Annotated in this window: 21 protein-coding genes and 1 riboswitch; of the genes, 8 read left to right on the top strand and 13 right to left on the bottom strand. The window is 68.2% G+C overall.

The window, feature by feature from the left end:
* The first annotated feature begins 57 nt into the window (after positions 1-57).
* The 5 genes from IU514_RS00455 to IU514_RS18880 all read left to right on the top strand — a co-directional run bounded on the left by IU514_RS00455 (position 58) and on the right by IU514_RS18880 (position 4,837).
* The gene (locus IU514_RS00455) at positions 58-909 is read left to right on the top strand and encodes a CheR family methyltransferase (protein ID WP_194929100.1); all 852 of its coding nucleotides are present in this window, start codon (positions 58-60) and stop codon (positions 907-909) included.
* A complete protein-coding gene (gene cheD, locus IU514_RS00450) occupies positions 906-1,493 on the top strand; it encodes a chemoreceptor glutamine deamidase CheD (protein WP_194929099.1) in 588 nt (195 codons plus the stop codon). The genes IU514_RS00455 and cheD overlap by 4 nt, the downstream gene beginning before the upstream one ends.
* Positions 1,493-2,575 (top strand): protein-glutamate methylesterase/protein-glutamine glutaminase, encoded by a 1,083-nt coding sequence (locus IU514_RS00445; RefSeq protein ID WP_194929098.1) that lies wholly within the window; start codon positions 1,493-1,495, stop codon positions 2,573-2,575. Before cheD ends, IU514_RS00445 begins: the two co-directional genes overlap by 1 nt.
* A gap of 107 nt (positions 2,576-2,682) precedes the next feature.
* A complete protein-coding gene (locus tag IU514_RS00440) occupies positions 2,683-3,861 on the top strand; it encodes a methyl-accepting chemotaxis protein (RefSeq protein WP_194929097.1) in 1,179 nt (392 codons plus the stop codon).
* Positions 3,862-3,922: 61 nt separating this feature from the next.
* The gene (locus tag IU514_RS18880; protein ID WP_386760360.1) at positions 3,923-4,837 is read left to right on the top strand and encodes a sensor histidine kinase; all 915 of its coding nucleotides are present in this window, start codon (positions 3,923-3,925) and stop codon (positions 4,835-4,837) included.
* A gap of 172 nt (positions 4,838-5,009) precedes the next feature.
* Here the strand turns inward: IU514_RS18880 and IU514_RS00430 are convergent, their stop codons facing one another.
* The 4 genes from IU514_RS00430 to IU514_RS00415 all read right to left on the bottom strand — a co-directional run bounded on the left by IU514_RS00430 (position 5,010) and on the right by IU514_RS00415 (position 10,868).
* Positions 5,010-5,984 (bottom strand): TrmH family RNA methyltransferase, encoded by a 975-nt coding sequence (locus tag IU514_RS00430; RefSeq protein ID WP_194929095.1) that lies wholly within the window; start codon positions 5,982-5,984, stop codon positions 5,010-5,012.
* Positions 5,962-6,543: a GNAT family N-acetyltransferase gene (locus tag IU514_RS00425; RefSeq protein ID WP_194929094.1), complete on the bottom strand. Its 582-nt coding sequence runs from the start codon at positions 6,541-6,543 to the stop codon at positions 5,962-5,964. The genes IU514_RS00430 and IU514_RS00425 overlap by 23 nt, the downstream gene beginning before the upstream one ends.
* Positions 6,544-6,646: 103 nt before the next feature.
* A complete protein-coding gene (locus tag IU514_RS00420) occupies positions 6,647-9,787 on the bottom strand; it encodes an efflux RND transporter permease subunit (protein WP_194929093.1) in 3,141 nt (1,046 codons plus the stop codon).
* A gap of 4 nt (positions 9,788-9,791) precedes the next feature.
* Positions 9,792-10,868 carry an efflux RND transporter periplasmic adaptor subunit gene (locus IU514_RS00415; protein ID WP_194929092.1) on the bottom strand — a complete coding sequence of 359 codons (1,077 nt, stop codon included), beginning with the start codon at positions 10,866-10,868 and terminating at the stop codon, positions 9,792-9,794.
* A gap of 289 nt (positions 10,869-11,157) precedes the next feature.
* On the opposite strand from IU514_RS00415, the gene cysK reads away from it, so the two are divergent.
* Both cysK and IU514_RS00405 read left to right on the top strand, forming a co-directional pair.
* Positions 11,158-12,111, top strand: a complete 954-nt coding sequence (gene cysK / locus IU514_RS00410; RefSeq protein WP_194929091.1) for a cysteine synthase A — start codon at positions 11,158-11,160, stop codon at positions 12,109-12,111.
* A gap of 41 nt (positions 12,112-12,152) precedes the next feature.
* Positions 12,153-12,683 (top strand): O-acetyl-ADP-ribose deacetylase, encoded by a 531-nt coding sequence (locus IU514_RS00405; RefSeq protein WP_194929090.1) that lies wholly within the window; start codon positions 12,153-12,155, stop codon positions 12,681-12,683.
* Positions 12,684-12,703: 20 nt separating this feature from the next.
* On the opposite strand, the gene IU514_RS00400 is transcribed toward IU514_RS00405, so the two are convergent.
* From IU514_RS00400 to IU514_RS00360, 9 genes are all read right to left on the bottom strand, one after another.
* On the bottom strand, positions 12,704-13,303 hold the full coding sequence (locus tag IU514_RS00400) for a NapC/NirT family cytochrome c (protein WP_228760386.1): 600 nt from the start codon (positions 13,301-13,303) through the stop codon (positions 12,704-12,706).
* Positions 13,303-13,923, bottom strand: coding sequence for a nitrate reductase cytochrome c-type subunit (locus IU514_RS00395; RefSeq protein WP_324187753.1), 621 nt, complete (start codon positions 13,921-13,923; stop codon positions 13,303-13,305). Before IU514_RS00395 ends, IU514_RS00400 begins: the two co-directional genes overlap by 1 nt.
* Before the next feature lie 11 nt (positions 13,924-13,934).
* Positions 13,935-16,427: a periplasmic nitrate reductase subunit alpha gene (napA, locus tag IU514_RS00390; RefSeq protein WP_194929089.1), complete on the bottom strand. Its 2,493-nt coding sequence runs from the start codon at positions 16,425-16,427 to the stop codon at positions 13,935-13,937.
* Complete coding sequence (locus IU514_RS00385; RefSeq protein ID WP_194929088.1) at positions 16,424-16,747, bottom strand: chaperone NapD; 324 nt, start codon at positions 16,745-16,747, stop codon at positions 16,424-16,426. Before IU514_RS00385 ends, napA begins: the two co-directional genes overlap by 4 nt.
* A complete protein-coding gene (gene napF / locus IU514_RS00380; RefSeq protein ID WP_194929087.1) occupies positions 16,744-17,247 on the bottom strand; it encodes a ferredoxin-type protein NapF in 504 nt (167 codons plus the stop codon). The genes IU514_RS00385 and napF overlap by 4 nt, the downstream gene beginning before the upstream one ends.
* Before the next feature lie 3 nt (positions 17,248-17,250).
* A complete protein-coding gene (napE, locus tag IU514_RS00375; RefSeq protein WP_194929086.1) occupies positions 17,251-17,412 on the bottom strand; it encodes a periplasmic nitrate reductase, NapE protein in 162 nt (53 codons plus the stop codon).
* 143 nt (positions 17,413-17,555) lie between these two features.
* Positions 17,556-18,566, bottom strand: coding sequence for a class I fructose-bisphosphate aldolase (locus tag IU514_RS00370; RefSeq protein WP_194929085.1), 1,011 nt, complete (start codon positions 18,564-18,566; stop codon positions 17,556-17,558).
* Between the two features lie 146 nt (positions 18,567-18,712).
* The gene (gene pyk / locus IU514_RS00365; protein ID WP_194929084.1) at positions 18,713-20,179 is read right to left on the bottom strand and encodes a pyruvate kinase; all 1,467 of its coding nucleotides are present in this window, start codon (positions 20,177-20,179) and stop codon (positions 18,713-18,715) included.
* A 223-nt stretch (positions 20,180-20,402) separates the two neighbouring features.
* Positions 20,403-21,578: a phosphoglycerate kinase gene (locus IU514_RS00360; RefSeq protein ID WP_194929083.1), complete on the bottom strand. Its 1,176-nt coding sequence runs from the start codon at positions 21,576-21,578 to the stop codon at positions 20,403-20,405.
* 161 nt (positions 21,579-21,739) lie between these two features.
* Positions 21,740-21,949: riboswitch (cobalamin riboswitch) on the top strand.
* A gap of 357 nt (positions 21,950-22,306) precedes the next feature.
* On the opposite strand from IU514_RS00360, the gene IU514_RS00355 reads away from it, so the two are divergent.
* Positions 22,307-24,670, top strand: a complete 2,364-nt coding sequence (locus tag IU514_RS00355; RefSeq protein ID WP_228760416.1) for a ribonucleoside-diphosphate reductase subunit alpha — start codon at positions 22,307-22,309, stop codon at positions 24,668-24,670.
* The last annotated feature ends 161 nt before the right edge of the window (positions 24,671-24,831 follow it).

The raw sequence follows: 24,831 nt of genomic DNA, 5'->3' as shown, positions 1-24,831 counted from the left end.
TTCCCAGCACTTCCCTTCCCAGGCGGCCATCGGCCGCCCCAGCCGAGCGCCTCGACGATGCGCACTTCGCGCAGCCAGGACGAACGTGAGTTCAGCTTCGACGACCGCGACTTCCGTCGCGTCTGCCGCCTGATCCACGCGCGCGCCGGCATCCATCTGCAACCGCACAAGCGCGACATGGTCTACAGCCGCCTGGCGCGCCGCGTCCGCGCGCTCGGCATGGAGCGCTTCTGCGATTACCTCGACTACGTCGAGACCGAAGCCGAGGCCGAGGCCGAGGGCCAGAGCTTCGTCAATGCATTGACGACCAACCTGACCTCGTTCTTCCGCGAGGCCCACCACTTCGACGCACTGGCGACGCTGCTCCGCTCGCTGCCGCCCGGCGGCCTGCGCATCTGGTGCAACGCGGCGTCGACCGGCGAGGAGCCGTACTCGATCGCGATCACCGCGTGCGAGGCGTTCGGCACGATGACGCCGCCGGTGCGCATCCTCGCCACCGACATCGACACCAACGTGCTGGACACGGCCGCGAGCGGCATCTACCCGGTCGAGCGCATCACCGGTCTGTCGCCGCAGCAGCGGCATCAGTTCTTCCAGCGCGGCAGCGGCCCCAACGCCGGCCTGTGCCGCGTCAAACCGGCTCTGCAGTCGCTGATCGAGTTCCGCACGCTCAACCTGCTGGCCGACGATTACGGCCTGCGTGGCGGCTTCGATGCGGTGTTCTGCCGCAACGTGATGATCTATTTCGACAAGCCGACCCAGTACCAGGTGCTGAGCCGGATCGCGCCGCTGCTGGCGCCGCATGGCCTGCTGTTCGCCGGTCATTCCGAAAGCTTCAACCACGCCCACGACCTGATCATGCCCTGCGGCCGGACCACATACCGCGCTGCGGCAGGAGGCCCTCGATGAACGCCGTCTCCGCCAGCCTGGAACCGGGCAGCTACTACGATCCGGTGCTGCAAACCCACGCGATCAAGCTGCTCCCTGCCGACTACCGCGTGACCGACCAGCCGCTGGCGCTGGTGACGTTGCTGGGTTCGTGCGTGGCCGCATGCCTCTTCGACCCGCTGCTCGGGGTCGGAGGCATGAACCACTTCATGCTGCCCGGTGGCGGCAGCGACGTGTGCTCGCGCTACGGCGCGCACGCGATGGAGCTGCTGATCAACGACCTGCTCAAGCGCGGCGTGCGGCGCTCGCGCCTGCAGGCCAAGGTGTTCGGCGGGGGCAACGTGCTCAGCGGCTTCTACAGCGATCCGATCGGCACGCGCAACGCCGGCTTCGTGCTGGAGTACCTCGCCGCCGAGCGCATCCCGTTGATGGCGCAGGACCTGGGCGACATCCACCCGCGCAAGGTCTGCTTCTTCCCGCAGACCGGACGCACGCTGGTCAAGCGGCTGCCGTCCGCGCGCAACGATGTGATCGTCGACGCCGAGCGTGCCTACTACGGCCGCCTCGCCCGCGAACCGTCCAGCGGCAGCGTGGAGCTGTTCTGATGATCGCGTCCGCCGTCCGGAATCCGGCAAAGGCGTCCCGCGACCCCATCAAGGTGCTTGTCGTCGACGACTCCGCGCTGGTCCGGCAGATCATGACGCAGCTGCTCGATGCCGATCCCGGCATCGAGGTTGTCGGCAGCGCCGCCGATCCGTACATCGCGCGGGAAAAGATCAAGCAGCTCAACCCCGACGTGCTGACGCTCGATGTCGAGATGCCGCGCATGGATGGCCTGACGTTCCTGCGCAACCTGATGCGGCTGCGGCCGATGCCGGTGGTCATGGTGTCGACGCTGACCGAGCGCGGCGCGCAGGTGACGCTCGATGCGCTGGCGCTGGGCGCAGTGGATTTCGTCGCCAAGCCCAAGCTCGATGTCGCCCGCGGCTTGGGCGAATATGCGGAAGTACTGGTGGAGAAGGTGCGCCAGGCGGCGCGTGCGCGCGTGGTCGCGCTGGCGCCGGACCGCACCGCCGCCCCCGCGGTGTCCGCCTACCGCACGACCCATCGCCTGCTCGCGATCGGCGCGTCGACCGGCGGCACCGAGGCGATCCGCGAAGTGCTGATGCAGATGCCGGCCGATGCACCGGCGACGGTCATCGCCCAGCACATCCCCGGCGCCTTCAGCGCCGCGTTCGCCGACCGGCTGGACCGCCACAGCCGCATGACCGTGGTGCACGTGGAGCACGACCAGCCGCTGCTGGCCGGCCACGCCTACGTCGCGCCGGGCGGCCGCCACCTGCGCGTGTACCGCAGCGGCGCGAACTGGCACTGCCGCCTCGGCGACGACGCCCCGGTGCGCCAGCACCGGCCCAGCGTCGACGTGCTGTTCGAGTCGGTGGCCGAACACGCCGGCGCCAACGCCAGCGCTGCCCTGCTGACCGGCATGGGCGACGACGGCGCGCGCGGGTTGCTGGCGTTGCGCAAGGCGGGTGCGGCGACGGTCGCGCAGGACGAAGCCAGCAGCGTGGTGTGGGGCATGCCCGGCGCCGCGGTCGCGCTCGGTGCGGCGCAGGAAACGGTGCCTTTGTCGCAGATCGCCACGCGCCTGCTCGCCGCCACCGTGCGTGAGCCGTCGCCAGCGTGACCGGCTGCGCCATTCAGCTGTTTTTGCCTGTTTTTTGCTTCAAAGCGTTCTAAAGCCACCGCCACTGCGGCCGTTATCAAAGTTGCCCCACTCCGACGAGATCGATGATGGATTCGCGCGTACTCATTCGCTTGGCAGCGCCGCTGGCGCTCACTGTTCTGCTGATCGGCGCCGAAGCGCTGGGCTGGCCCGCTGCGGTCCGCTGGGGCGCGCTGGTGGCCATGACCGCCGCCTGGATCGGCTTTGCCTGGTCGACGCAGCGCCCCGGCGCGCGAGACGCGGCGATGCTGCGCGAGCAGACGCGCCTGCTCGACGAGCTTCGCAATTTCGTCGGTGCCGAGGTGCAGGGCTCGCGCGGCGAGATCGACCGCACCCGCAGCCTGATCCGCGAATCGGTGGCCAAGCTCGGCGTCAGCTTCGAGGCGGTCAACCGCAAGTCGCGCGAACAGAGCGAGGTCGTGGCACGGCTGATCGACCGCACCGGCGACGGCGAGCACGGCAGCGGCGTGGATGTCTCGCGCTTCGCGGTGCAGGCCAGCCAGCAGATGGAGCAGCTGGTCGAGGCACTGGAAGCGGTCAGCGGCCAGAGCGGCACCACGGTCACGCACATCGACGCGATGGCCGAACACCTGGACGGCATCTTCGCCCTGCTCGAGGACGTCAAGTCGATCGCCGACCAGACCAACCTGCTGGCGCTCAACGCCGCCATCGAAGCCGCTCGCGCCGGCGAGGCCGGCCGGGGCTTCGCGGTCGTGGCCGACGAGGTGCGCAATCTGTCCGAGCGCTCCACCGCGTTCAATGAGCAGATCCGCAAGCTCGCGCACAGCTCCAAGGATTCGATCGCCCGGGTCCGCGACATGGTCAGCCAGATGGCTTCGCGCGACCTCGACCGGTCGCGGGGCGCGCGCGTCGAAGCGGCAGCGATGCTCGAACGCGTCGACGGCATCAACCGCGGCCTCGGCAACGGCATGCGCGAGATCGCCGATTGCGGCCGCTCCATCGACGGCTCGGTCGCCGAGGCCGTGCGTTCGCTGCAGTTCGAGGACATCGCCACGCAGGCGCTGGGCGCCGCCACGTTGCACCTGGAGCGCCTGGGCGCGATCAACCGCGAAGCCACCGCCCTGCACCAGCTGTTGCACCGCGCAGACCGCCCGGACGGCGAAATGCGCCAGGCGGTGGGCCAGCTCGGCCAGCGCATCGCACAGATGCGCAACGAGTGGGAACGCCCGCCCCACAAGCCGGTGATGCAGCAGTCGATGGATGCTGGTAGCGTCGAACTCTTCTGAGTACTCGCATGCCGGGATGACGTCGATCCCCCCATCACGACCGAGCGGGCAATCTCCCCGCATGGCGAACCCCAACACCGGGCGCGGATTCCGCGCCCGTCTTCATGGACGGCTCTGGCTGCTGTGCCTCGCCGCCTGCGCCGTCGCGCTCGGCTGGCAGGCCTGGGTAATGCCACGCCTGCTCGCCAACCTGCCGCCGATGCCGGGTATGGCACCGTTCTGGATCGCGATGCTGCTGTCGGCGCTGCTGCTCGGCACATCGTTGTTCCTGCTGCTGCGCAGGCTGCGTCCGGGCCGCGACGATGAACTGGCCGCGCAGCTGCGTCGCCAGCAGCAGGAACTGCAGGCGCTGGCCGGGCGCCTGATCGACCTGCAGGAAACCGAGCGCCGCATGCTGTCGCGCGAGCTTCACGACGACATCGGCCAGGCGATCACCGCGATCAAGCTCGGCGTGATGTCGATCGATGGCGAGAGCGCGCCCGTGCGCGAGGAGATCGTGCGGGAGGTCGTCGGCCTCGCCGACCAGACCATCGCCAAGCTCCGCGACATCTCGATGCTGCTGCGGCCGCCGCAACTCGACGCGCTGGGGCTGGAGGCCGCCCTGCGCTGGCAGAGCGAACGCCTGTTCCGTGCCGCCCCGGCCGAACTCGAATTGCGGCTCGACGCCCTGCAGGACCGTGCCGATCCTGCGGTCGAACTGGCCTGCTTCCGCATCGCGCAGGAGGCGCTGACCAACGTGCTGCGCCACGCCGACGCGCGCCAGGTGACGCTGACGCTGTCCCGGCAGGAAGGCGGACTGATGCTGCATGTCCTCGATGACGGCCGCGGCGTCGCGCCGGACCGCATCGACGGCCTGGGTCTGCTGACCATGCGCGAGCGCGCGCAACTGCTCGGCGGCCACTTCGACATCGAGACCGAGCCCGGCGCCGGCACCTCGGTGCGGGCGTGGCTGCCGCTGAAGCCGCAGGCGCAGTAGGCGCAGCGCAGCCCCCTCACGGCGCACTTGCGGCGCTCGCACCGTTCGTCCTGAGCGTAGGCGCGCGCCGCGCCGGAGTCGAAGGATGAAGCGGGCGAAGTCGTCCCCGTGCACCCTTCGACTCCGGCCTACGGCCTACGCTCAGGGCGAACGGTGGCGTGGGCGTGGCGAACTAATCCCGGGTCGCGCGCCAGGCCGACAGCAGCACCGCGGTCGCTGCGGCGACGTTGAGGCTCTCCACCGCCCCCGTGCCCGGGATCGACAGACGCAGGTCGCAGGCCTCGGCCAGGTCGCGGTCCATGCCCTCGCCCTCGGCGCCGATCACGTAGACCACGCGATCGGGCAACTCGGTGTCGAACAGGTCGCCGCCGCCCTTCACCACCGTCGCGGCCAGCGTGAAGCCGGCGCCGCGCAGTTGCGCGATGGCATTGTCGCTGCGCCCCAGCCGCACCATCGGCACGGCCTCGGCACCGCCTTCGGCGACGCGCGCCGCGGCACCGGACAGCGCCAGCGGCGAGGACTTGGGTAGCAGCACCGCCACCACGCCGAAGTGCGCGGCCGAGCGCAGGATCGCGCCGAGGTTGTGCGGATTGCCGACGCCGTCCAGCCACAGCGCGCATTGCGGTCCGGCGGGCAGGTCGCGCAGCCAGGTCGACAGCGGCACGGGCTCCTCGCGCAGCACATCGGCGACCACACCCTCGTGGTGCGTGCTGGCGGCGAGCCGGTTCAGGTCCTCCTCGTCCACCACGCGATAACCGACGCGATTGGCCACGCACCATTTCAACAGCGGCTGCAGCGCCGGAATGCGCGACTCGCCCAGGTACACCTTGCGGATCGCCTGCGGGCGACGCTGGAACACCGCGTGGATCGCATTGAGGCCGTAAAGACGCAGTTCGGCGGTGCGCTGATCGCGCAATGCGGCGCTGTCGTGGCCGCCGGGCTGCTCGTCGTGATGCGTGTGCTGCTGCCGCTCGCGATGCAGCGGCGGACGGCGCTGCTCCTGCTGCGGCTCGCGATGCGCCGGGGAACGGCGTTGCTCCTGCGACGGCTCGCGCGGACCGCGTGCGGCCGCACGATCCCAGGGCTGGCCGCTTCCGGGCGGGCGCCCGCGCGGTGGCCGGCCGTCATTCGGTGGGGTGCGTTGCATCGTCCAGACTCCTTCTCACTTTGGCGAACACGCGCAGGTCGTGCAGTTCGCCGAACTTCACCACGGCACAGCGTTGCGTGCCCTCTTCCTCGAACCCGTTCTTCAGCAGCACGCGGGCCGAGGCCGGATTGTTGTCCAGCACCGTCGCCTGCAGGCGGTGCAGCGACAGCCCGCGCATGACCCATGGCGCGTACAGCGCCACCACGCGCGTCATCAGTCCACGCCCCCAGTGCGCCTGGCCGAGCCAGTAGCCAAGTTCGGCGCCGTGCCGGCGCTCACCCTGGCCTGGTCGCGCGCCGATGCCACCGCAGGCCTGGCCACCGATTTCGATCGCGAACACCGGGTCGGCGAGGTCGACCACTTCCCCGGCCAGGAAGCGCTCCCCGTCCGCACGCGTGTACGGATGCGGGAAACGGTCGCTGAGGCCGCGCACGATGCGGATGTCGTTGGCGTGCATGAGCAGCGATTCCAGGTCGTCACGCCGCCAGCGGCGCAGCACGAAACCGTCGCCGCGCAGGGTTACATCGTGGCCGTATTGCTGGCGGAACGGGTCGAGCATGGGCACAGGGTAGCAGCCACCGTTGGCCCTGCCCCCTCTTCCGGCGACCACCCCTCCCATGCGGGGAAGGGACAGGCCGCCGGAGGCGCCACAGGATGGCCGCTTACGCGTGCCCGCCCACCTGCGGCGTCTGCGACTCGAGCTTTTCCAACTCGTGCGCCACCGCTTCCGGCGAGCGCGTGAACTTGGCCAGCAGCACGTAGAACGCCGGCACGACGAACAGCGACAGCAGCGTCGAGAACGAGACACCGAAGATCACCACGATGCCGATCGTGGCGCGGCTCGCCGAGCCCGGGCCACCGGCCAGCACCAGCGGGATGGCGCCGACCACAGTCGCGATCGACGTCATCAGGATCGGGCGCAGGCGCACCGACGAAGCCTCGACGATGGCCTCGTGGATGCTGCGGCCTTCGTCGCGCAACTGGTTCGCGAACTCGACGATCAGGATGCCGTTCTTCGCCGCCAGGCCCACCAGCATGACGATGCCGATCTGGCTGAACAGGTTGAGCGTGCCGCCGGTCACGGCCAGTCCGATCAACGCGCCGAGCACGCCGAGCGGCACGGTCAGCATGATCACGAACGGATGCACGAAGCTTTCGAACTGCGCCGCCAGCACCAGGAACACGATCAGCAGCGCCAGCGTGAAGGTCAGCATCACCGCGCCGCCGGCCTGCTTGTACTCGCGCGACTCACCCTTCCAGTCGATCTGCGCGTGTTCGGGCAGCTCTTCCTTCACCGCCTGTTCGAGCCAGGTAATGGCATCGCCCATGCGGTAGCCCGGCGAGAGGCCGGCGCTGATCGTGATCGCACGCAGGCGGTTGAAGCGGTTGAGGCTGCCGGGCTCGGCCAGCTCCTTCAGCGTGACCAGGTTCGACAGCGGCACCAGCGCGCCATCGCGCGCGCGCACCTGGATCGCCGCGAGGTCAGCCGGCGTGGCGCGCAGTTCGCGGTTGGACTGGACGATGACGTCGTATTCCTCGCCGTTCTGCACGAACGTGGTGACGCGGCGGCTGCCCATCATCGTTTCCAGCGCGTGGCCGATGTCGCCGACGGGCACGCCGAGGTCGGCGGCACGCTGGCGGTCGATCTCCACGCGCATCTGCGGACGGGTTTCCTTGTAGTCGGAATCCGCCGAGAAGAAGCCCGGGTTCTGCTCCATGCGCGCCAGGATCTTGTCTCGCCACTGCGCCAGTTCGGCGTAGTCCGGGCCGCCGAGCACGATGGCGACCGGCTGTCCGCGGCTGCGCACCAGGCCGCCGCTGACCTGCGGCATCGCTCGTACGCCCGGCAGCTGTGCCAGCTCGCCCTGCAACTGCTTGGCGACGTCGGCCGTGCTGATGTTGCGCTTGTCCCAGTCCTGCAGGAACACGGCGATGCGGCCCGTATGCATCTCCTCGCTGGCGCCGAAACCACCCGGCACGCGCGGGTTGTAGCGCTGGATCACCTGGTCGGCGCCGGTGTGGCTGGCGACGATCTTCTCGACCTGCTGCACCTGCTTGACCGTGTAGTCGAAGCCCGCGCCTTCGGGGCCGAGGATCGAGATCTGGAACGAACCGCGGTCTTCAGGCGGTGCCAGTTCCGATGGCACGAGCTTGAACAGCACGGCGCTCACGATGCCGGTCAGCGTCAGCACCAACATCATGATCGGAAACAGCCGCTTCGGCGGGCGGGCCGTCATGCGCGAAAGCAGCTCACCGTAACGCCGGCCCAGCGAATCCACGCGCGCGTTGACCCAGCGGTTGACCGGGTTGGACTTCTCCTCGCGGTGCGGCCGCACCAGCTTGGACGACATCATCGGCGTCAGCGTCAGCGCGACGAACGCCGACAGCGCCACCGCGCCGGCGAGCGCAACCGACAGCTCGCGGAACAGACGGCCGGTGTTGCCTTCCATGAAGCCCACCGGCAGGAACACCGCCACCAGCACCGCGGTGGTCGCGATCACCGCGAAGGCGACCTGCTTGGTGCCGCGCGCCGCCGCCACCAGTCGCGGCTCGCCCAGGTCGGTGCGGCGCTGGATGTTCTCCAGCACGACGATCGCGTCGTCGACCACCAGGCCGATGCAGAGCACCAGTGCCAGCAGCGTCAGCAGGTTGATCGAGAAGCCGAAGAACCACAGCGGGATGAACGCCGCCAGCAGGCAGACCGGCACCGTCACCGCTGGGATCAGCGCGGCGCGCGCGCTGCCGAGGAACAGCCAGATCACGATCAGCACCAGCACGATCGCCTCGATCAGCGTGTGGTACACGCGCTCGACCGCCGACTCGATGAACACCGTGGTGTCGAAGGCGACGAAGATCTTGGTGCCTTCCGGCAGCGTCTGCTGGATGCGCTCGGCCTGCTCGCGCACGGCGCGGGCGACGTCGAGGCTGTTGGCGGTGGAGATCTTGACGATGCCCAGGCCGATGTTCGGCTCGCCGTTGCTGCGGTAGTAGGCGCGGCGCTCGGCCGAGGCCAGCTCGATCCGGGACACGTCGCCCAGGCGCACGACGTAGCCGTCGCTGCCCTTGCCCAGCGGGATCTGGGCGAAGTCTTCCGGCTTCTGGTAGCTGCGCGCCACGCGCAGCGTGAAGTCGCGGGTGTTGGACTCGATGCGGCCGGCCGGCAGCTCGACGTTCTCGGAGGACAGTGCCGACTCGATCTCGTTGACGGTGATGCCGCGCGCGGCCAGCGCGTCGCGGTCGAGCCACACGCGCATCGCATAGCGCTGCTGGCCGCCGATGCGGACCTGTGCAACGCCGTCCACCGAGGAGAGCCGGTCGACGACGTAGCGCTCGGCGTAGTCGGACAGCTGCAGCGTGTCCATCTTCGTCGAGCTCATGTTGAGCCAGAGGATCGGGTCGGAGTCCGCTTCCACCTTCTCGATCTGCGGCGGGTCGGCCTCTTCCGGCATGCGGTTGCTGACGCGGCTGACCGAGTCGCGCACGTCGTTGGCGGCGGCCTCGATGTCGCGCGAGAGATTGAACTCGATGCTGATGCTGGCGCGTCCGTTGACGCTTCGCGACTCGATCGTCTCGATGCCCTCGATGCCCGACAGCGCGTCTTCGAGGATCTGCGTGACGCGCGTCTCCACCACCGCCGCCGACGCGCCGGGATAGGTCACGTCGACCGAGACGATCGGCGGATCGATGGCCGGCAATTCGCGCAGGGTCAGGCGCGAGAACGCCATCACGCCCAGCACGATCAGCAGCAGGCTGATGACCGTGGCGAAGACCGGACGGCGGATCGAGAGGTCGGAAAGGTTCATGCACTCACCCCTGCTTGGCGGCGGGCTTGGCGGGCTCGGCCTTGATGTCGGTGACGTGGCTGCCGACGCGCAGCTTGCCGGTGCCGTCGACGACGATGCGGTCGCCGGCCTTCAGGCCTTCGGCGACTTCGGCCAGGCCTTCGCGGCGCGTGCCGACCTTGACGTCCGCGCGCTCGACGGTGCCGTCGGGCTTGACCCGATAGACGAAGGAATCGGTGCCGACCTGCACGATCGAGATCTCGGGCACCAGCAGCGCATCGCGCTGCGGGCGGGTCAGCGTGACCTGCAGCAGCATGCCCGGACGCAGTGCGCGGTCGGTATTGGCGAAGTCGCCGCGCACGGTCACCGCGCGCGTGGCTTCGTCGATACGTGCGTCGATGGTGCTGACCTTGCCGTCGAACGTGCGGCCCGGATACGCGGTGCTGGTGCCGGACACGATCTGCCCGACCGCCACCTGCGCCAGCATCGCCTCGGGCACCGGGAAGTCGACATAGACACGCGCGGTGTCGTCGAGCGTCGCGATCGCGGTGCCCGGCGTGACCAGCGAGCCCGGGCTGATCTGGCGGATGCCGAGCACGCCGCCGAACGGCGCACGGATCACACGGTCGCCGATGTCGGCGCGCATCTGCGCGACTCGCGCGCGGGCGACGTCGCGGGCGGCGCGCTGGGTGTCCAGCGACGAGCGCGCGATCAGCTGCTGCGCGGCGAGTTCGTTCTGGCGCTGGTAGAGACGGTCGGCTTCCGCCGCGGCGGCCTCGGCCTGCTCCAGGGCGGCCTGCTGCTGGCTGCCGGTCAGCGTGACCAGCGGCGATCCGGCCGCGACGGTGTCGCCGCTGTCGAAATGCACCTTCTCCACCGTTTCGCTGACCTTCGCGGTGACGGTGATCGACTCGCGCGCCTTCACGTTGCCCAATGCGAGCACCGTGTCGCTCCAGGGCTGCATGCGCACCTGCGTCGTGGTCACCGGCACCGGGCGGTCGCCGCCGCCGTTCTGCCGCGCGGCGCCATCGCGGCCGCACGCGGCCAACGCGATGACGAAGGCCAGGGCGCAGCTGGCGCGGAATACGGAAGCAGGTCGCATGCGTGTCTCTGTGAAAGGAAATGAGCGGCGGGCCCGGCCCAGGACGGGACCCCCACGGGCGGTATTGCCGCAACCTGTGGATTCTAGCGTTCGTTGATTAACGTCCGCGTGGGCCTTTCGTTGACGGCCGACTGTGCACAATCGGCCATCTCGGCCGGTGACACGGCCCGGCGGGCGCTCCTGCAGGGCTCCCGCGGCTGTGGCAACCTGCACGACGATCACGCATACCCCATACCCGGCGGTATCGATGTGCCGGGTTCGACTTCCGCCCCTGCCCAGGAATCGTCCCATGATCCACGAGAGCATCCTCGACACGATCGGCCACACCCCGGTGGTGCGCCTGCACCAGCTGGCACCCTCGCACGTCACCCTGTACGTCAAGGTCGAAGCCTTCAATCCGGGCGGCTCGGTCAAGGACCGGCTCGCGATCGCGATCATCCTCGATGCCGAGGCCAAGGGCCTGCTGAAGCCCGGCGACACCGTCGTCGAAGCCACGTCCGGCAACACCGGCGTGGCGCTGGCGATGGTCTGCGCCGCCCGCGGGTACAAGTTCGTGGCGACGATGAGCGAGACGTTCTCGATCGAGCGCCGCAAGCTGATGCGCGCCTACGGCGCGAAGGTCATCCTCACTCCGGCGGCCGAGCGCGGCAGCGGCATGGTGCGACGCGCGGAGGAACTGGCGAAGCAGCACGGCTGGTTCCTGGCCCGGCAGTTCACCAACCCCGCCAATCCCGCCTATCACCGCCAAACCACGGCGGCGGAGATCCTGCGCGATTTCGCCGGCCGCCGCCTGGATCATTTCGTCACCGGCTGGGGAACCGGCGGCACCCTCACCGGTGTCGGCGAGGTGCTGAAGGTCGCGCGGCCGGAAGTGCGCGTCACCACCTGCGAGCCGGCCGGCGCATCGCTGCTGGCGGGCAAGGAATGGCAGCCGCACAAGATCCAGGGCTGGACGCCGGACTTCGTGCCGGAGGTGCTCAATCGCGAAGTCGCCGACGCGATCCTGCCGATCGACGATGTCGTCGCGCGCGACACCGCACGCCGGCTCGCGCAGGAGGAAGGGCTGTTCGTCGGCATCTCCGCCGGCGCCACCGCAGCCGCCGCGCTGGAGGTGGCGCGCGATGCGGAGAAGGGTTCGGTGATCCTGGCGATGCTGCCCGACACCGGCGAGCGGTATCTCAGTACGTTCCTGTTCGAAGGCGTCAACGAGGCTTCCGACGACGAATGGCTCGCGGGCCTGTAAGGCCGCCTTGCAGTTCGTTGCAGCGAAGCGGTGAGGTGGCCATGCGCATCGAAGTCATCGAAAGCGACATCACCGCACTGGCGGTCGATGCCATCGTCAATGCGGCCAACGAGACGCTGCTGGGAGGCGGCGGCGTCGACGGCGCGATCCACCGCGCCGCCGGCCCCGGCCTGCTCGCGGAGTGCCGCGCACTGCCGGAAGTACGCCCCGGCGTGCGCTGCCCGACCGGCGACGCACGCATGACCGGCGGCCACGGGCTCAAGGCGCGTCATGTCATCCACACGGTGGGCCCGGTATGGCACGGCGGCGGCAGCGGCGAAGAAGCGCTGCTGGCGAGCTGCTACCACGAGTCGCTGCGGCTCGCGTGGGAGAAAGGCCTCGATTCGATCGCGTTCCCCGCGATCAGCTGCGGCGTGTACGGCTACCCGGTCGAGGAAGCCGTGCCGGTGGCGGTCCATGAGGTCAGTGTCTGGCTGGCATCCGGCCGCAAACCGCAACACGTGGTGTTCGCCTGCTTCGGCCGCGAGATGGCCGAGTTGTACCGCGAAGTGATGGAAGTGCAGTCGGGCTGATCGCGTGCCCTCCGCAGGCATCAGCCCTGCGGGATGCCGGTCATGTCGGGCAGGTGGTGCGCCACGCCCTTGTGGCAGTCGATGCACGTGCGCTCGCGGGTGCCGAGCCAGCGCTTGTGGATCTGCGCCGCACGCGAGCCCTGCCGCGTCAGGTCCATCGAGTCGTAGTCGTGGCAGTTGCGGCATTCGAGCGAATCGTTGGCCTTCAGCCGCGCCCATTCGTGCATCGCCAGTTCCAGGCGGTGGTCGACGAACTTCTCGCGCGTGTTGATCGTGCCGAACACCTTGCCCCACACCTCCTTGGATGCCTGCATCTTGCGCGCGATCTTATCGGTCCAGTCGTGCGGAACATGGCAGTCCGGGCAGGTCGCACGCACGCCGGAGCGGTTGGCGTAGTGGATCGTCGTCTTCAGCTCCTGGAACACGTTGTCGCGCATCTCGTGGCAGCCGGTGCAGAACTTCTCCGTGTTGGTCGCCTCCAGCGCGGTATTGAAGCCGCCCCAGAACAGGATGCCGGCCACGAAGCCGGCCGCGACCAGGAATCCCAGGCTGTAGTGCACGCTGGGCGAGCGCAGCGTGTTCAAGTAGGGGCGCAGCCATCCGAGGATGCGCCGCAACATCACGGTGTCCCCTTCGATGCAACAGCCGCTTCATGGACGGAGCCGGACTCTGCTACGGCCGCCGCCATGACGGTGTCGATGTCCTCGAAGTTGTTGGCGACCAGCGGCTGCGCATCGGTCTGCACCACGTGGCACTGGTTGCAGAAGTAGCGGCGCGGCGAGATCGTCGCCAGGAACTGGTCGTCGCGATCCATGTAGTGGGTGACGCTGACCGGCGGCGCCTGGAACTTCTCGGCATTGGCGCGCGCGTGGCACAGCATGCAGCGGTTGCTGTTCTTGTCGACCTGGTAACCATCGATGGAGTGCGGGATGGTCGGCGGCTGCATCGGGTACGCGCGCAGGCGCTTGCGATCGACGTTCTCGACCCGTGCCATCGGCAACGGGCTGGCCTCCTGGTCGACGGGCACGCCGCGACGCAGGCCGTCGAGTTGACGCGTAGTGGTGCGGCCCAACGCGCTGGCGGCGCTCGTAACCGCCACCGCCTTCGGCGCGGGCGCCGCCGTATCCGGCGGGGGCCGCTTGCTGCCGCGCCCGACCATCAGCCCCGCGAGGAACATCAGCGCCATCATCGCCAGGAGCAGGACGATGGCGGGCCACAACGGCTTGTTGCGCTTGTCCACGGCAATCCTCCTTAGACGCCCAGTACCTTGACCGCGCACTTCTTGTAATCGGTCTGTTTGGAGATCGGATCGGTCGCGTCCAGCGTGACCTTGTTGATCAGCTGGCCGGCGTCGAACCACGGTACGAACACCACGCCCGGCGGCATCCGGTTGCGTCCGCGCGTTTCGACGCGCGTGCGCATCTCGCCGCGCCGTGACACCACGCGCACTTCGTCGCCGCGCTTGAATCCTCGCGACTTGGCGTCGTCGGGATTCATGAACACCACGGCGGTTGGGAAACTGCGGTACAGCTCCGGCACGCGCATCGTCATCGAGCCGGAATGCCAGTGCTCGAGCACGCGTCCGGTCACCAGCCACATGTCGAAGTCGTCGTCCGGCGACTCGGCGGCCGGCTCATACGGCAGCGCCCAGATCACGGCCTTGCCATCGGGATTTCCGTAGAACTCGAAGCCGGCGCCCGCTTTGACGTAAGGGTCCGCTCCTTCGCGGTAGCGCCAGCGCGTTTCCTTGCCTTTGACCACCGGCCAGCGCAGGCCGCGCGTGCGGTGGTAGTCATCGAACGGGGCCAGGTCGTGTCCGTGGCCGCGGCCGAACGCCGCGTACTCCTCGAACAATCCCTTCTGCACATAGAAGCCGAACGCCTGCGACTCGTCGTTGGCGTAGCCCTGCTCGATGTCCGACACCGGGAAGCGATCGACGTTGCCGTTCTTGAACAGCACGTCGAACAGCGTCTTGCCCTTGAACTGCGGATTGGCGGCCAGGAGGTCGGCGGGCCAGCATTCCTCGGTGGTGAATCGCTTGGAGAACTCCATCAGTTGCCACAGGTCGGAGCGCGCCTGCGCCGGCGCCTTCACCAGCTGGTGCCAGAACTGGGTGCGGCGCTCGGCATTGCCGTAGGCGCCTTCCTTCTCCACCCACATGGCCGCCGGCAGTACCAGGTCGGCAGCCTGAGCCGTCACCGTCGGATAAGCATCGGAGACGACGATGAAGTTTTTCGGGTTGCGGTAGCCCGGCCAGGCTTCCTCGCGGATGTTGGCCGCGGCCTGCATGTTGTTGTTGACCATCACCCAGTAGGCGTTGAGCCGTCCGTCTCGCAGCGCGCGGTTCTGTTCGACCGCGTGGTAGCCAGGCTTGGGTTCGATGATGCCGTGCGGGATCTTCCAGATCTCCTCGGCATGCTTGCGATGCTCCGGATTGGCCACCAGCATGTCGGCCGGCAGGCGATGGCAGAACGTGCCGACCTCGCGCGCCGTACCGCAGGCCGAGGGCTGTCCGGTCAGCGAGAACGGGCTGTTGCCGGGCGTGGAGATCTTCCCGGTCAGCAGGTGCAGGTTGTAGACCATGTTGTTGGCCCACACGCCGCGCGTGTGCTGGTTGAAGCCCATGGTCCAGAACGAGGTGACCTTGACCTTCGGGTCGGCGTACAGCTGCGCAAGCTTCTCGAGCCAACCACGTTCGACGCCGGTCATCTCCACCGCCTTGTCGAGCGTGTACGGCGCGACGAACGCGGCGAACTCGTCGAAGGTGATTGGTTTTCCGCCGTTCGGATCCTTGGCGTTCTTCGCCTTGACCTCCAGCGGATGCTCGGGACGCAGGCCGTAGCCGATGTCGTCGTTGCCGCGTTTGAAGGTCGTATGTTTGTTGACGAAGTCCTTGTTGACCTGGCCGCTGCGGATGATGTGGTTGGCGATGTAGTTGAGGATGACCAGGTCGGTCTGCGGCTTGAACACGATCGGGATGTCGGCCAGCTCGAAGCTGCGGTGCTCGAACGTGGACAGCACCGCGACCTTCACGTGCGGTTGCGACAGGCGCCGGTCGGTGACGCGCGTCCAAAGGATCGGATGCATCTCGGCCATGTTCGAGCCCCACAGCACGAACGCGTCGGCCGCCTCGAAGTCGTCGTAGCAACCCATCGGCTCGTCCATGCCGAAGGTGCGCATGAAGCCCATCACCGCCGAGGCCATGCAGTGGCGCGCGTTGGGGTCGATGTGGTTGCTGCGGAAGCCGGCCTTCATCAGCTTGTTGGCCGCGTAGCCTTCGAAGATGGTCCATTGCCCGGAGCCGAACATGCCCACGCCGCCGGGCCCCTTCTCTTTCAGGACGCGCTTGAACTGGTCGGCCATGACGTCGAAGGCCTCGTCCCAGCCGACTTCGACGAAATCCCCGTCCTTGGCGTAGACGCCGTTCTTCTTGCGCAGCAGCGGCATCGTCAAGCGATCCGCGCCGTACATGATCTTGGACAGGAAGTAGCCCTTGATGCAGTTGATCCCGCGATTGACCTCGGCATGCACGTCGCCGTGCGTGGCCACCACGCGCCCGTCCTTGACCGCGACATTGACGCCGCAGCCGGTGCCGCAGAAACGGCACGGCGCCTTGTCCCACTTCAACGCGGTCAGGTCGCCCTCGGTGACGATGTTGGCGGCATCGCCGGGAAGCGTCATGCCTGCCGCCGCGGCGGCGGTGGCAACGGCGGTATTTCGGATGAACTCGCGACGGGTGGTCATGGCGCGACTCCGTGGTCATTCGCATCCAGTGCGGGCGCGACGGGCATCGGCGATTTCAGTGCCTCGCGCGGTTCGGCGTGGTGGTAGACCAGGGCGACGTTGAGCACGCCCGGTACGGCACGCAGCGCATCGATCCGGTCGAGGATGGCGTACTGGTTCTCGCATTCGCACAGCACGATGCTGCGGAACTCGCCTGCCCGCGCGAGCTCCATGTCGCCGCTTTCGCGGATCTTCGCGGTCATGGCCAACGCCGCCTCCGGGCGGTGCTGGACCACGAAGCTGGCGATGTGCAGTTCGGCGTTGGCGGCAACGGCAGTCATGCGGTTTCCCTGGCTGGGTGGTGCAACGAGATCGCGGCAACGGGGCAGATGCCCACGCAGGCGCCGCAGCCGGTGCAGCGCGCGGCATCGACCGCGGGCGCGGGGACTGCGGTCATGACGAGGAACGTAATTGCCTGCTCCGGGCAGACATCGCGGCAGCTCGAGCAGACCACGCCGTGGCGCGGCAGGCAGGCATCGCCCGCTTCGGCCAGCAGTTCCCACGGTGCGGCGTCGGCCTCGCGCGACAGCGCCGCCGGCTCGCAGGCCAGCTCGCATTCGCCGCAGAACGTGCATTCGCCGAGGTGAGGATCGAATACGGGGTAGCCGCCCTCACCACGCGTCAGGACGTGTTCGGGGCAACGTGCGACACAGGCGCCGCAGTCGGTGCAGCGGTCGAGGAAGTCGGATTCGTCCAGCGCCCAGGGCGGGCGCAGCGGTTGCTTGGCGGCCTGCCGGCCGAACAGGAATGCGCGACGCGAACGGACGGGAGCGGCGGGCATGGCTCAATGCCCGGTCGGCGGCCCGTTGAAGATCTGCCAGATCCAGACCACGAAGCCCCAGCTGGCGACGAGCATCACCGTCAGCAGCGGAAACACGACAGCCGTGAGCAGCAGGAACGCTACGCGTTCCCGGCGCTTGGCGATGAGGTCATCGGTCGGGTCCATGGCAGGCTCCCTTGCGGTCGGTACTGCCCCATTTCCGGCGGGACACTAGCACAGGCGTATTCGTCCGCCGTGAACACCCCGGAGCCAAAAAAAAACGCCGGCACGAGGCCGGCGTTTTCTTGTTCCGAGTTGGAAGCGGCTGCTTACGCGGCCTTCTTCCACTGGCCGAGGGCGGCCAGGCCGTTGTCGCGGGCGCGCTCGTAGACGGTCTGCTGGGCCTTGGCGAAGTTGTTCACCAGGTCCTGCGACCACAGCTTCAGCGCAGCGGCCTGCATCGCGCGGCCGTACGAGAACGACAGCGGCCACGGGTTCGGGCCCATCAGGTTCATCGCGTTGAGGTGCGCGGTGGCGTCCTCGTCGCTCTGGCCGCCGGACAGGAACACGATGCCCGGCAGCGTGGCCGGCACGGTCGAGCGCAGGACCTGCAGCGTGGCCGCGGCGACTTCCTCGACCGAGGCCTTCTCGCCGCTGGTGGTGCCCGGCAGGACCATCGAGGCCTTCAGGATGGTGCCTTCCAGCACGACGTTGTGCTCGTACAGCGAAGCGAACAGCGAACGCAGCGTCACTTCGGTGACGTCGAAGCAGGTGTCGATGTCGTGGCTGCCGTCCATGATCACTTCCGGCTCGACCATCGGCACCAGGCCCTGCTCCTGGCACAGCGCGGCGTAGCGGGCCAGCGCGTGGCTGTTGGCTTCGATGCAGGTGCCCGACGGGATGTCGTCGCCGATGTTGATGACCGCGCGCCACTTGGCGAAGCGGGCACCGAGCTTGTAGTACTCCTCCAGACGCGCGCGCAGGCCGTCGAGGCCTTCGGTCACGACTTCGCCCGGGCAGCCGGCCAGCGGGAAGGTGCCCTTGTCGACCTTGATGCCCGGGATGACGCCGTTGTCCATCATCAGCTTGGTGAACGGCACACCGGTCTTCGTCGACTGGCGGATGGTTTCGTCGTAGAGGATCGCGCCGGAGATGTAGTCGCCCAGCTTCGGCGTGCTCAGCAGCAGCTCGCGGTAGGCACGGCGGTTCTCTTCGGTGTTTTCGATGCCGACACCGGCAAAACGCTTGGCAATGGTGTTGTTGGACTCATCGATGGCGATGATGCCCTTGCCCGGGGCGACCATGGCCTGGGCGGTTTCGGCAAGCTGTTCGATGCTCATTGGACGTCCTGCAGGAGCGGTTGGGAGGTTGGGAGCCCGTCATTATAGCGGCACCCCGCCTCCCTCGTCCGCCCTGGGTAACGGCAAATCAACCACTTGCGTACCAGACACCCCGAAAATTGATACCAGTTGGGTCTGCGCGACGGTCAGAGCTCGCCCAAGCCCTCGGCACAACCATCCGGGCCGACCTGCAGCAGGCGCAGCGTGTTGGTCGCGCCGTGCTGCTCCATCGTGTCGCCACTGGTGAACACGACGCGATCGCCCTGACTGAGGTGGCCCTGCTCGAACAGCGCCTTCACCGCACTGCGGGCTGCATCGCGCGCGGTCATGCCGCGGCTGTCGAACTGGCGCGGCACCACGTCGCGCATCAGCCCCATGCGTCGGCGCGCGCCGTCGTGGCGGGACAGGCCGAAAATCGGCACCTGCGAGCGGAAGCGCGACAGGAACCGGGCGGTGCCGCCGGACTCGGTCATGGCCACTATCCCTCGCACGCCGATGTGCTCGGACAGGAACATCGCCGCCATCGCGATCGCCTGGTCGGCGCGCTCCAGGTTGCGCGGCGCGGCCTCGAAGTCGGTATCCATCTCGAACTGGCGCTCGGCGCCGAGGCAGATGCGCGCCATCGCCTCGACCGCCTTGATTGGGTAGCGGCCGGCGGCGGATTCCTGCGACAGCATCACCGCATCGGTGCCGTCGATGACCGCGTTGGCGACGTCGAGCACTTCGGCGCGCGTCGGAATCGGATTGTCGACCATCGACTGCAGCATCTGCGTGGCGGTGATCACCACGCGGTTGCGCGCCAGCGATTCGCGGATGATCTTCTTCTGCAGGCCCGGCAATTCGGCGTCGCCGATCTCCACGCCCAGGTCGCCACGCGCGACCATCACCACGTCGCTGGCATCGACGATCTCGGCCAGGTTCTCGATCGCCTCGGCACGCTCGATCTTCGACACCAGTGCAGCGTCGCTGCCGGCGGCGCGGGCGATGCGGCGCGCGTCGTCCATGTCCTGCGCGTTGCGGCAGAACGAGACGGCGATGAAGTCGACGCCGATCTCGGCCGCGACCTTGATCAGTTCCTGGTCGCGCTCGGTCAGCGCGCCCAGCGACAGGCCGCCGCCAAGCTTGTTGAGGCCCTTGCGGTCCGACAACACGCCGTCGTTGAGCACCGTGGTGACGATGCGCTCGCCCTCCACCGCGCCGACGCGCAACTGCAGCAGGCCGTCGTCGAGCAGCAGCACATCGCCCGGCACCACGTCGTTGGGCAGTCCGAGGTAGCTGACGCCGACTTCGCGCAGGGTGCCCGGTGGCGCATCGGCGCTGGCGACCAGGTCGAAGCGGTCGCCCGCCTTCAGCAGCACGCGGCCCTCGGCGAAGCGTTCGATGCGGATCTTCGGACCCGGCAGGTCGGCGAGGATGCCGACTTCGACGCCGACGCGCTGCGCGGCCTCGCGCACGGCATTGGCGCGCGCGACCTGCGAGGACGGATCGCCGTGCGAGAAGTTGAGTCTTACGACGTCGACGCCGGCGGTGAGCAGGGCGTCGAGTACGCCCGGCGCGTCGGTGGCCGGGCCGAGGGTGGCGAGGATCTTGGTGCGGCGAAGAGTGGTCGTCATCGAGTGCAGGTCCTTTGAACCCCCCGACGCTAGCACAGCTCTCCATGCATTCGGATTGAATACGCATTCAATCCGTCCGTACCTCGGCACATCCGCGCAAGTGGTCTGAAATACACCGTCGAAAAACAGACCACCCCGCCAAGATGGGGCTGGCGGCCCACCCAAAAAGCAGATCAGCCCCGCCGAAGCGGGGCTGATCGAGATCACTCTTCGCGGCTTCGGATCAGCCGGCGCGCTGCTTCAGCGCGGCGACCGCCGGCAATTCCTTGCCCTCGAGGAACTCCAGGAACGCACCGCCGCCGGTGGAGATGTACGACACGTCGCGTTCGATGCCGTACTTGTCGACCGCGGCCAGCGTGTCGCCGCCGCCGGCGATCGAGAACGCCTTGCTCGCGGCGATCGCGCGAGCGAGCGTCTCGGTGCCCTTGCCGAACGCGTCGAACTCGAACACGCCGACCGGGCCGTTCCACACCACGGTGCCGGCCTTCCTGATCAGCTCGGCGTACTGCTCGGCGGTCTTCGGGCCGATGTCGAGGATCATGTCGTCCGCGCCGACGGCATCGACGGCCTTGACGGTGGCCGGTGCATCGGCGGCGAACGCCGGGGCGACAACGACGTCCACCGGCACCGGGATGTCGGCGCCACGCGCCTTGGCGTCGGCCATGATCTTCTTCGCGGTGTCGATCAGGTCGGTCTCGACCAGCGACTTGCCGACGCCATGGCCCATCGCGGCGATGAAGGTGTTGGCGATGCCGCCGCCGACGATCAGCTGGTCGACCTTCGACACCAGCGACGACAGCAACTCCAGCTTGGTCGACACCTTGGAGCCGGCGACGATCGCCAGCAGCGGACGCGCCGGGTTGTCGAGCGCCTTGGCCAGCGCGTCGAGTTCGGCCATCAGCAGCGGGCCACCGGCAGCGACCTTGGCGTGGCGGATCGCGCCGTGCGTGGAGGCCTGCGCGCGGTGCGCGGTGCCGAACGCGTCCATGACGAAGACGTCGCACAGGGCGGCGTACTTCTTCGACAGCGCCTCGTCGTCCTTGCCTTCGCCGACGTTCATGCGGCAGTTCTCGAGCAGCACCAGCTGGCCCGGCTTCACGTCGACGCCGTCGACCCAGTCCTTCACCAGCGGCACCTCGATGCCCAGCAGTTCGGACAGGCGCTTGGCGACCGGCGCCAGCGAATCCTCCTGCGTCCAGGTGCCTTCCTTCGGGCGCCCCAGGTGCGAGGTCACCATCACGGCGGCGCCCTTCTCCAACGCCAGCTTCATCGTCGGCAGTGCCGCGGTGATGCGCTGCTCGGAAGTGATGCGGCCATCGTCGATCGGCACGTTGAGGTCTTCGCGGATCAGCACGCGCTTGCCGGCGAGGTCGAGGTCGGACATGCGGAGGATGGACATGGGCGGTTCCGTCTTTTGCGATGAGAAGGGGGCGCTGCGCGGCGGCAGCGGCCGCGGCGAGGGCGCGTATTGTCCCGTCCGCGCGCCTGCTCGGCAAATCGCACCACGGCCGCCTTCACGAGTTATCCACAATATTTAGCGTTGACGGATCAGACGACCCCCACTATGTTGTGGCCGTCGGTGCCGGCCTCGCGGTCGGCTTAAAACGGGAAGCTGGTGGAAATCCAGCACTGCCCCGCAGCGGTATGGGAAACGAAGGTGGCCATGGCACTGGGCGCGACGCGCCTGGGAAGCGGCCTCCGGTAGGCGACGCAGCACGCAGTGCACGTCATGTCCCGAGTCCGAAGACCTGCCGACAGCCGCGCGTTGCACACCGCGCGGTGACCGGCCAGCGAGTCTTCGGAGGGAAGACGGTCGGTGTCGCGAACGGGCGGAACGACCGCCTGCGCCCGTCTCGGGCTGCGCGACGCCTTGATCTCAATCTCCGGACTCCGCGCCCGCGGGGGCGTGGCCGTGCCGTCGGTGATGTTGCCGCCGGTGCGTCCGCATCTCCGCGCGTCGCCCTTCGAGGGAAGGACGACGAGCCGTGCGCCCACGCACCGGAGTCCGCCACCATGACCGTCATTACCGAAGCGCCCCTCGCAGCGGCCACTTCCACGCAACCTGCCTCGACCGACCCCGCACCGGCCGGCGGCTTCGCCCTGACCCCGCCCGCCGCCAACCTGACGATGACGGTGACCAAGCGCAGCGGCCGCCGCGAACCGGTCGACCTCAACAAGATCGTGCGCGCGGTGACTCGCAACTGCGAAGGGCTGTTCGCGGTCGACCCGATGCGCGTGGCGACCCGCACCATCTCTGGCCTGTACGACGGCGCGACCACGCGCGAGCTCGACGAACTGTCGATCCGCACCGCCGCGCTGCTGACCGCGGAGGAACCCGAGTACGGCCGTCTCGCCGCGCGCCTGCTGGCCGGCGTGATCGAGAAGGAAGTCGCCGGCATCGAGATCCACGCTTTCTCGCAATCGGTGCAGCGCGGGCACGAACTGGGCCTGATCAACGACCGTCTGCTCGCGTTCGTACAGGCCAACGCGCGCAAGCTCAACGATGCCATCGACCATTCGCTCAACGCGCGCTTCGACTACTTCGGCCTGCGTACGCTCTACGACCGCTACCTGCTGCGCCATCCGACCGCGCGCACGGTGATCGAGACGCCGCAGCAGTTCTTCCTGCGCATCGCCTGCGCGCTCAGCGAGGACGTGGGCGACACGCTGGCGCTGTACCGCCGCATGGCGCAGCTGGATTACATCCCGAGCTCGCCGACGCTGTTCAACTCCGGCACCACCCACGAGCAGTTGTCGAGCTGCTTCCTGCTCGACTCGCCGGAAGACTCGCTGGAGAGCATCTACAAGCGCTACATGGACGTGGCCAAGCTGAGCAAGTTCAGCGGCGGCATCGGCCTGTCGTACACGCGCATCCGCTCGCGCGGCTCGCTGATCCGTTCGACCAACGGCCTGTCCAACGGCATCGTGCCGTGGCTGAAGACGCTGGATGCCTCGGTCGCGGCGGTCAACCAGGGCGGCAAGCGCAAGGGCGCGGCGTGTGTGTACCTGGAGCCGTGGCATGCCGACATCGAAGAGTTCATGGAGCTGCGCGACAACACCGGCGACGAGGCGCGCCGCACGCACAACCTCAACCTGGCCAACTGGATCCCGGACGAGTTCATGCGCCGCGTCGAAGCCGACGGCGACTGGTCGCTGTTCGACCCGGCCAAGGTGCCGCAGCTGACCGACCTCTGGGGCGAGTCGTTCGATCGCGCGTACCGCGCCGCCGAAGCAGCCGGCGGGGCGACCAGGCAGGTCAAGGCACGCGAGCTGTACGCGCGGATGATGCGCACGCTGGCGCAGACCGGCAACGGCTGGATGAACTTCAAGGACAAATCCAACCGCGCCTGCAACCAGACGCTGCGCGACGGCAACGTGGTGCACCTGTCGAACCTGTGCACCGAGATCCTGGAGGTCACCTCGCAGGACGAGACGGCGGTGTGCAATCTCGGCTCGATCAACCTCTCCCATCACGTGGAGCTGTTCGAGGAAGGCCCGGTGCACGGCGAGGCCGGACGCTTCGATTTCGACAAGCTGGCCGAGACGGTGCGCCTTGCGGTGCGCCAGCTCGATCGCGTCATCGACCTCAACTACTACCCGATCGAGACCGCGCGTCGCGCCAACCTCAAGTGGCGCCCGGTCGGCCTGGGCGTGATGGGCCTGCAGGACGTGTTCTTCAAGCTGCGCCTGCCGTTCGACTCCGAGCTGGCACGCACCCTTTCGCGCAAGATCGCCGAGGCCATCTATTTCCACGCGTTGTCGGCTTCCAATGAACTCGCACTGGAACGCGGCCGCCACCCCGGCTTCGAGGACACCCGCGCCGCGCAGGGCGAGCTGCAGTTCGAGGTCTGGGGCGTGTCGCCGGAAGACGCGGAACGCTGGGACGGCCTGCGTGCACGCATCCGCGAGCACGGCCTGCGCAACTCGCTGCTGATCGCGATCGCCCCGACCGCGACGATCGCTTCGATCGCCGGCTGCTACGAGTGCATCGAGCCGCAGGTGTCGAACCTGTTCAAGCGCGAGACGCTGTCGGGCGACTTCCTCGTGGTCAACCGCTACCTGGCCGAGGAGCTGAAGACGCTGGGCCTGTGGACGCCGGAACTGCGCGATCGCATCAAGATGGCCGAAGGTTCGATCCAGGGCATCGAGCAGATTCCGGAATCGCTGCGCCAGGTGTACCGCACAGCGTGGGAACTGCCGATGCGTTCGCTGATCGACATGGCCGCCGACCGCGGCGCCTTCATCGACCAGAGCCAGTCGCTGAACCTCTTCATCGAGAGCCCGAACATCGGCCAGCTGTCGTCGATGTACATGTACGCCTGGAAGAAGGGTCTCAAGACGACCTATTACCTGCGTTCGCGGCCGGCGACGAAGATCGCCAAGACCACGGTGAGCAGCAGCGCTGCGCAGGCGCCGAAGCCCGAGTACACGCCAACCGAAGCCGTCGCCTGCTCACTGGAGAACCCGGAGGCCTGCGAGGCGTGCCAATGAGGCGCTTCGCCTTGGGGTGAAGGCGTTTTTGGTAACCGCCAACGCGCCCTCATTCGCCTTTCGGGCACCTTCTCCCGCAGTGCGGGAGAAGAGATCGATCTGACAGCACCCTATTCCTTCCCTTCAGCGGCGGTCGTCGTGGCTCCTCCCTCCCCCGAGCC

Origin of the sequence: Lysobacter niastensis (assembly GCF_015453285.1) — a bacterium.
Taxonomy (GTDB): Bacteria; Pseudomonadota; Gammaproteobacteria; order Xanthomonadales; family Xanthomonadaceae; genus Lysobacter_J; species Lysobacter_J niastensis.
Note: the sequence above shows the minus strand (reverse complement) of the source record. Positions and strands in the feature narration are given on the sequence as shown.

What these genes read in the sequence shown, in the direction of transcription:
- IU514_RS00455 (WP_194929100.1), top strand. Translation starts at nt 58, where the DNA reads ATGCGCACTTCGCGCAGCCAGGACGAACGTGAGTTCAGCTTCGACGAC.
- cheD (WP_194929099.1), top strand. Translation starts at nt 906, where the DNA reads ATGAACGCCGTCTCCGCCAGCCTGGAACCGGGCAGCTACTACGATCCG.
- IU514_RS00445 (WP_194929098.1), top strand. Translation starts at nt 1,493, where the DNA reads ATGATCGCGTCCGCCGTCCGGAATCCGGCAAAGGCGTCCCGCGACCCC.
- IU514_RS00440 (WP_194929097.1), top strand. Translation starts at nt 2,683, where the DNA reads ATGGATTCGCGCGTACTCATTCGCTTGGCAGCGCCGCTGGCGCTCACT.
- IU514_RS18880 (WP_386760360.1), top strand. Translation starts at nt 3,923, where the DNA reads ATGGCGAACCCCAACACCGGGCGCGGATTCCGCGCCCGTCTTCATGGA.
- IU514_RS00430 (WP_194929095.1), bottom strand. Translation starts at nt 5,984, where the DNA reads ATGCAACGCACCCCACCGAATGACGGCCGGCCACCGCGCGGGCGCCCG.
- IU514_RS00425 (WP_194929094.1), bottom strand. Translation starts at nt 6,543, where the DNA reads ATGCTCGACCCGTTCCGCCAGCAATACGGCCACGATGTAACCCTGCGC.
- IU514_RS00420 (WP_194929093.1), bottom strand. Translation starts at nt 9,787, where the DNA reads ATGAACCTTTCCGACCTCTCGATCCGCCGTCCGGTCTTCGCCACGGTC.
- IU514_RS00415 (WP_194929092.1), bottom strand. Translation starts at nt 10,868, where the DNA reads ATGCGACCTGCTTCCGTATTCCGCGCCAGCTGCGCCCTGGCCTTCGTC.
- cysK (WP_194929091.1), top strand. Translation starts at nt 11,158, where the DNA reads ATGATCCACGAGAGCATCCTCGACACGATCGGCCACACCCCGGTGGTG.
- IU514_RS00405 (WP_194929090.1), top strand. Translation starts at nt 12,153, where the DNA reads ATGCGCATCGAAGTCATCGAAAGCGACATCACCGCACTGGCGGTCGAT.
- IU514_RS00400 (WP_228760386.1), bottom strand. Translation starts at nt 13,303, where the DNA reads ATGTTGCGGCGCATCCTCGGATGGCTGCGCCCCTACTTGAACACGCTG.
- napA (WP_194929089.1), bottom strand. Translation starts at nt 16,427, where the DNA reads ATGACCACCCGTCGCGAGTTCATCCGAAATACCGCCGTTGCCACCGCC.
- IU514_RS00385 (WP_194929088.1), bottom strand. Translation starts at nt 16,747, where the DNA reads ATGACTGCCGTTGCCGCCAACGCCGAACTGCACATCGCCAGCTTCGTG.
- napF (WP_194929087.1), bottom strand. Translation starts at nt 17,247, where the DNA reads ATGCCCGCCGCTCCCGTCCGTTCGCGTCGCGCATTCCTGTTCGGCCGG.
- napE (WP_194929086.1), bottom strand. Translation starts at nt 17,412, where the DNA reads ATGGACCCGACCGATGACCTCATCGCCAAGCGCCGGGAACGCGTAGCG.
- IU514_RS00370 (WP_194929085.1), bottom strand. Translation starts at nt 18,566, where the DNA reads ATGAGCATCGAACAGCTTGCCGAAACCGCCCAGGCCATGGTCGCCCCG.
- pyk (WP_194929084.1), bottom strand. Translation starts at nt 20,179, where the DNA reads ATGACGACCACTCTTCGCCGCACCAAGATCCTCGCCACCCTCGGCCCG.
- IU514_RS00360 (WP_194929083.1), bottom strand. Translation starts at nt 21,578, where the DNA reads ATGTCCATCCTCCGCATGTCCGACCTCGACCTCGCCGGCAAGCGCGTG.
- IU514_RS00355 (WP_228760416.1), top strand. Translation starts at nt 22,307, where the DNA reads ATGACGGTGACCAAGCGCAGCGGCCGCCGCGAACCGGTCGACCTCAAC.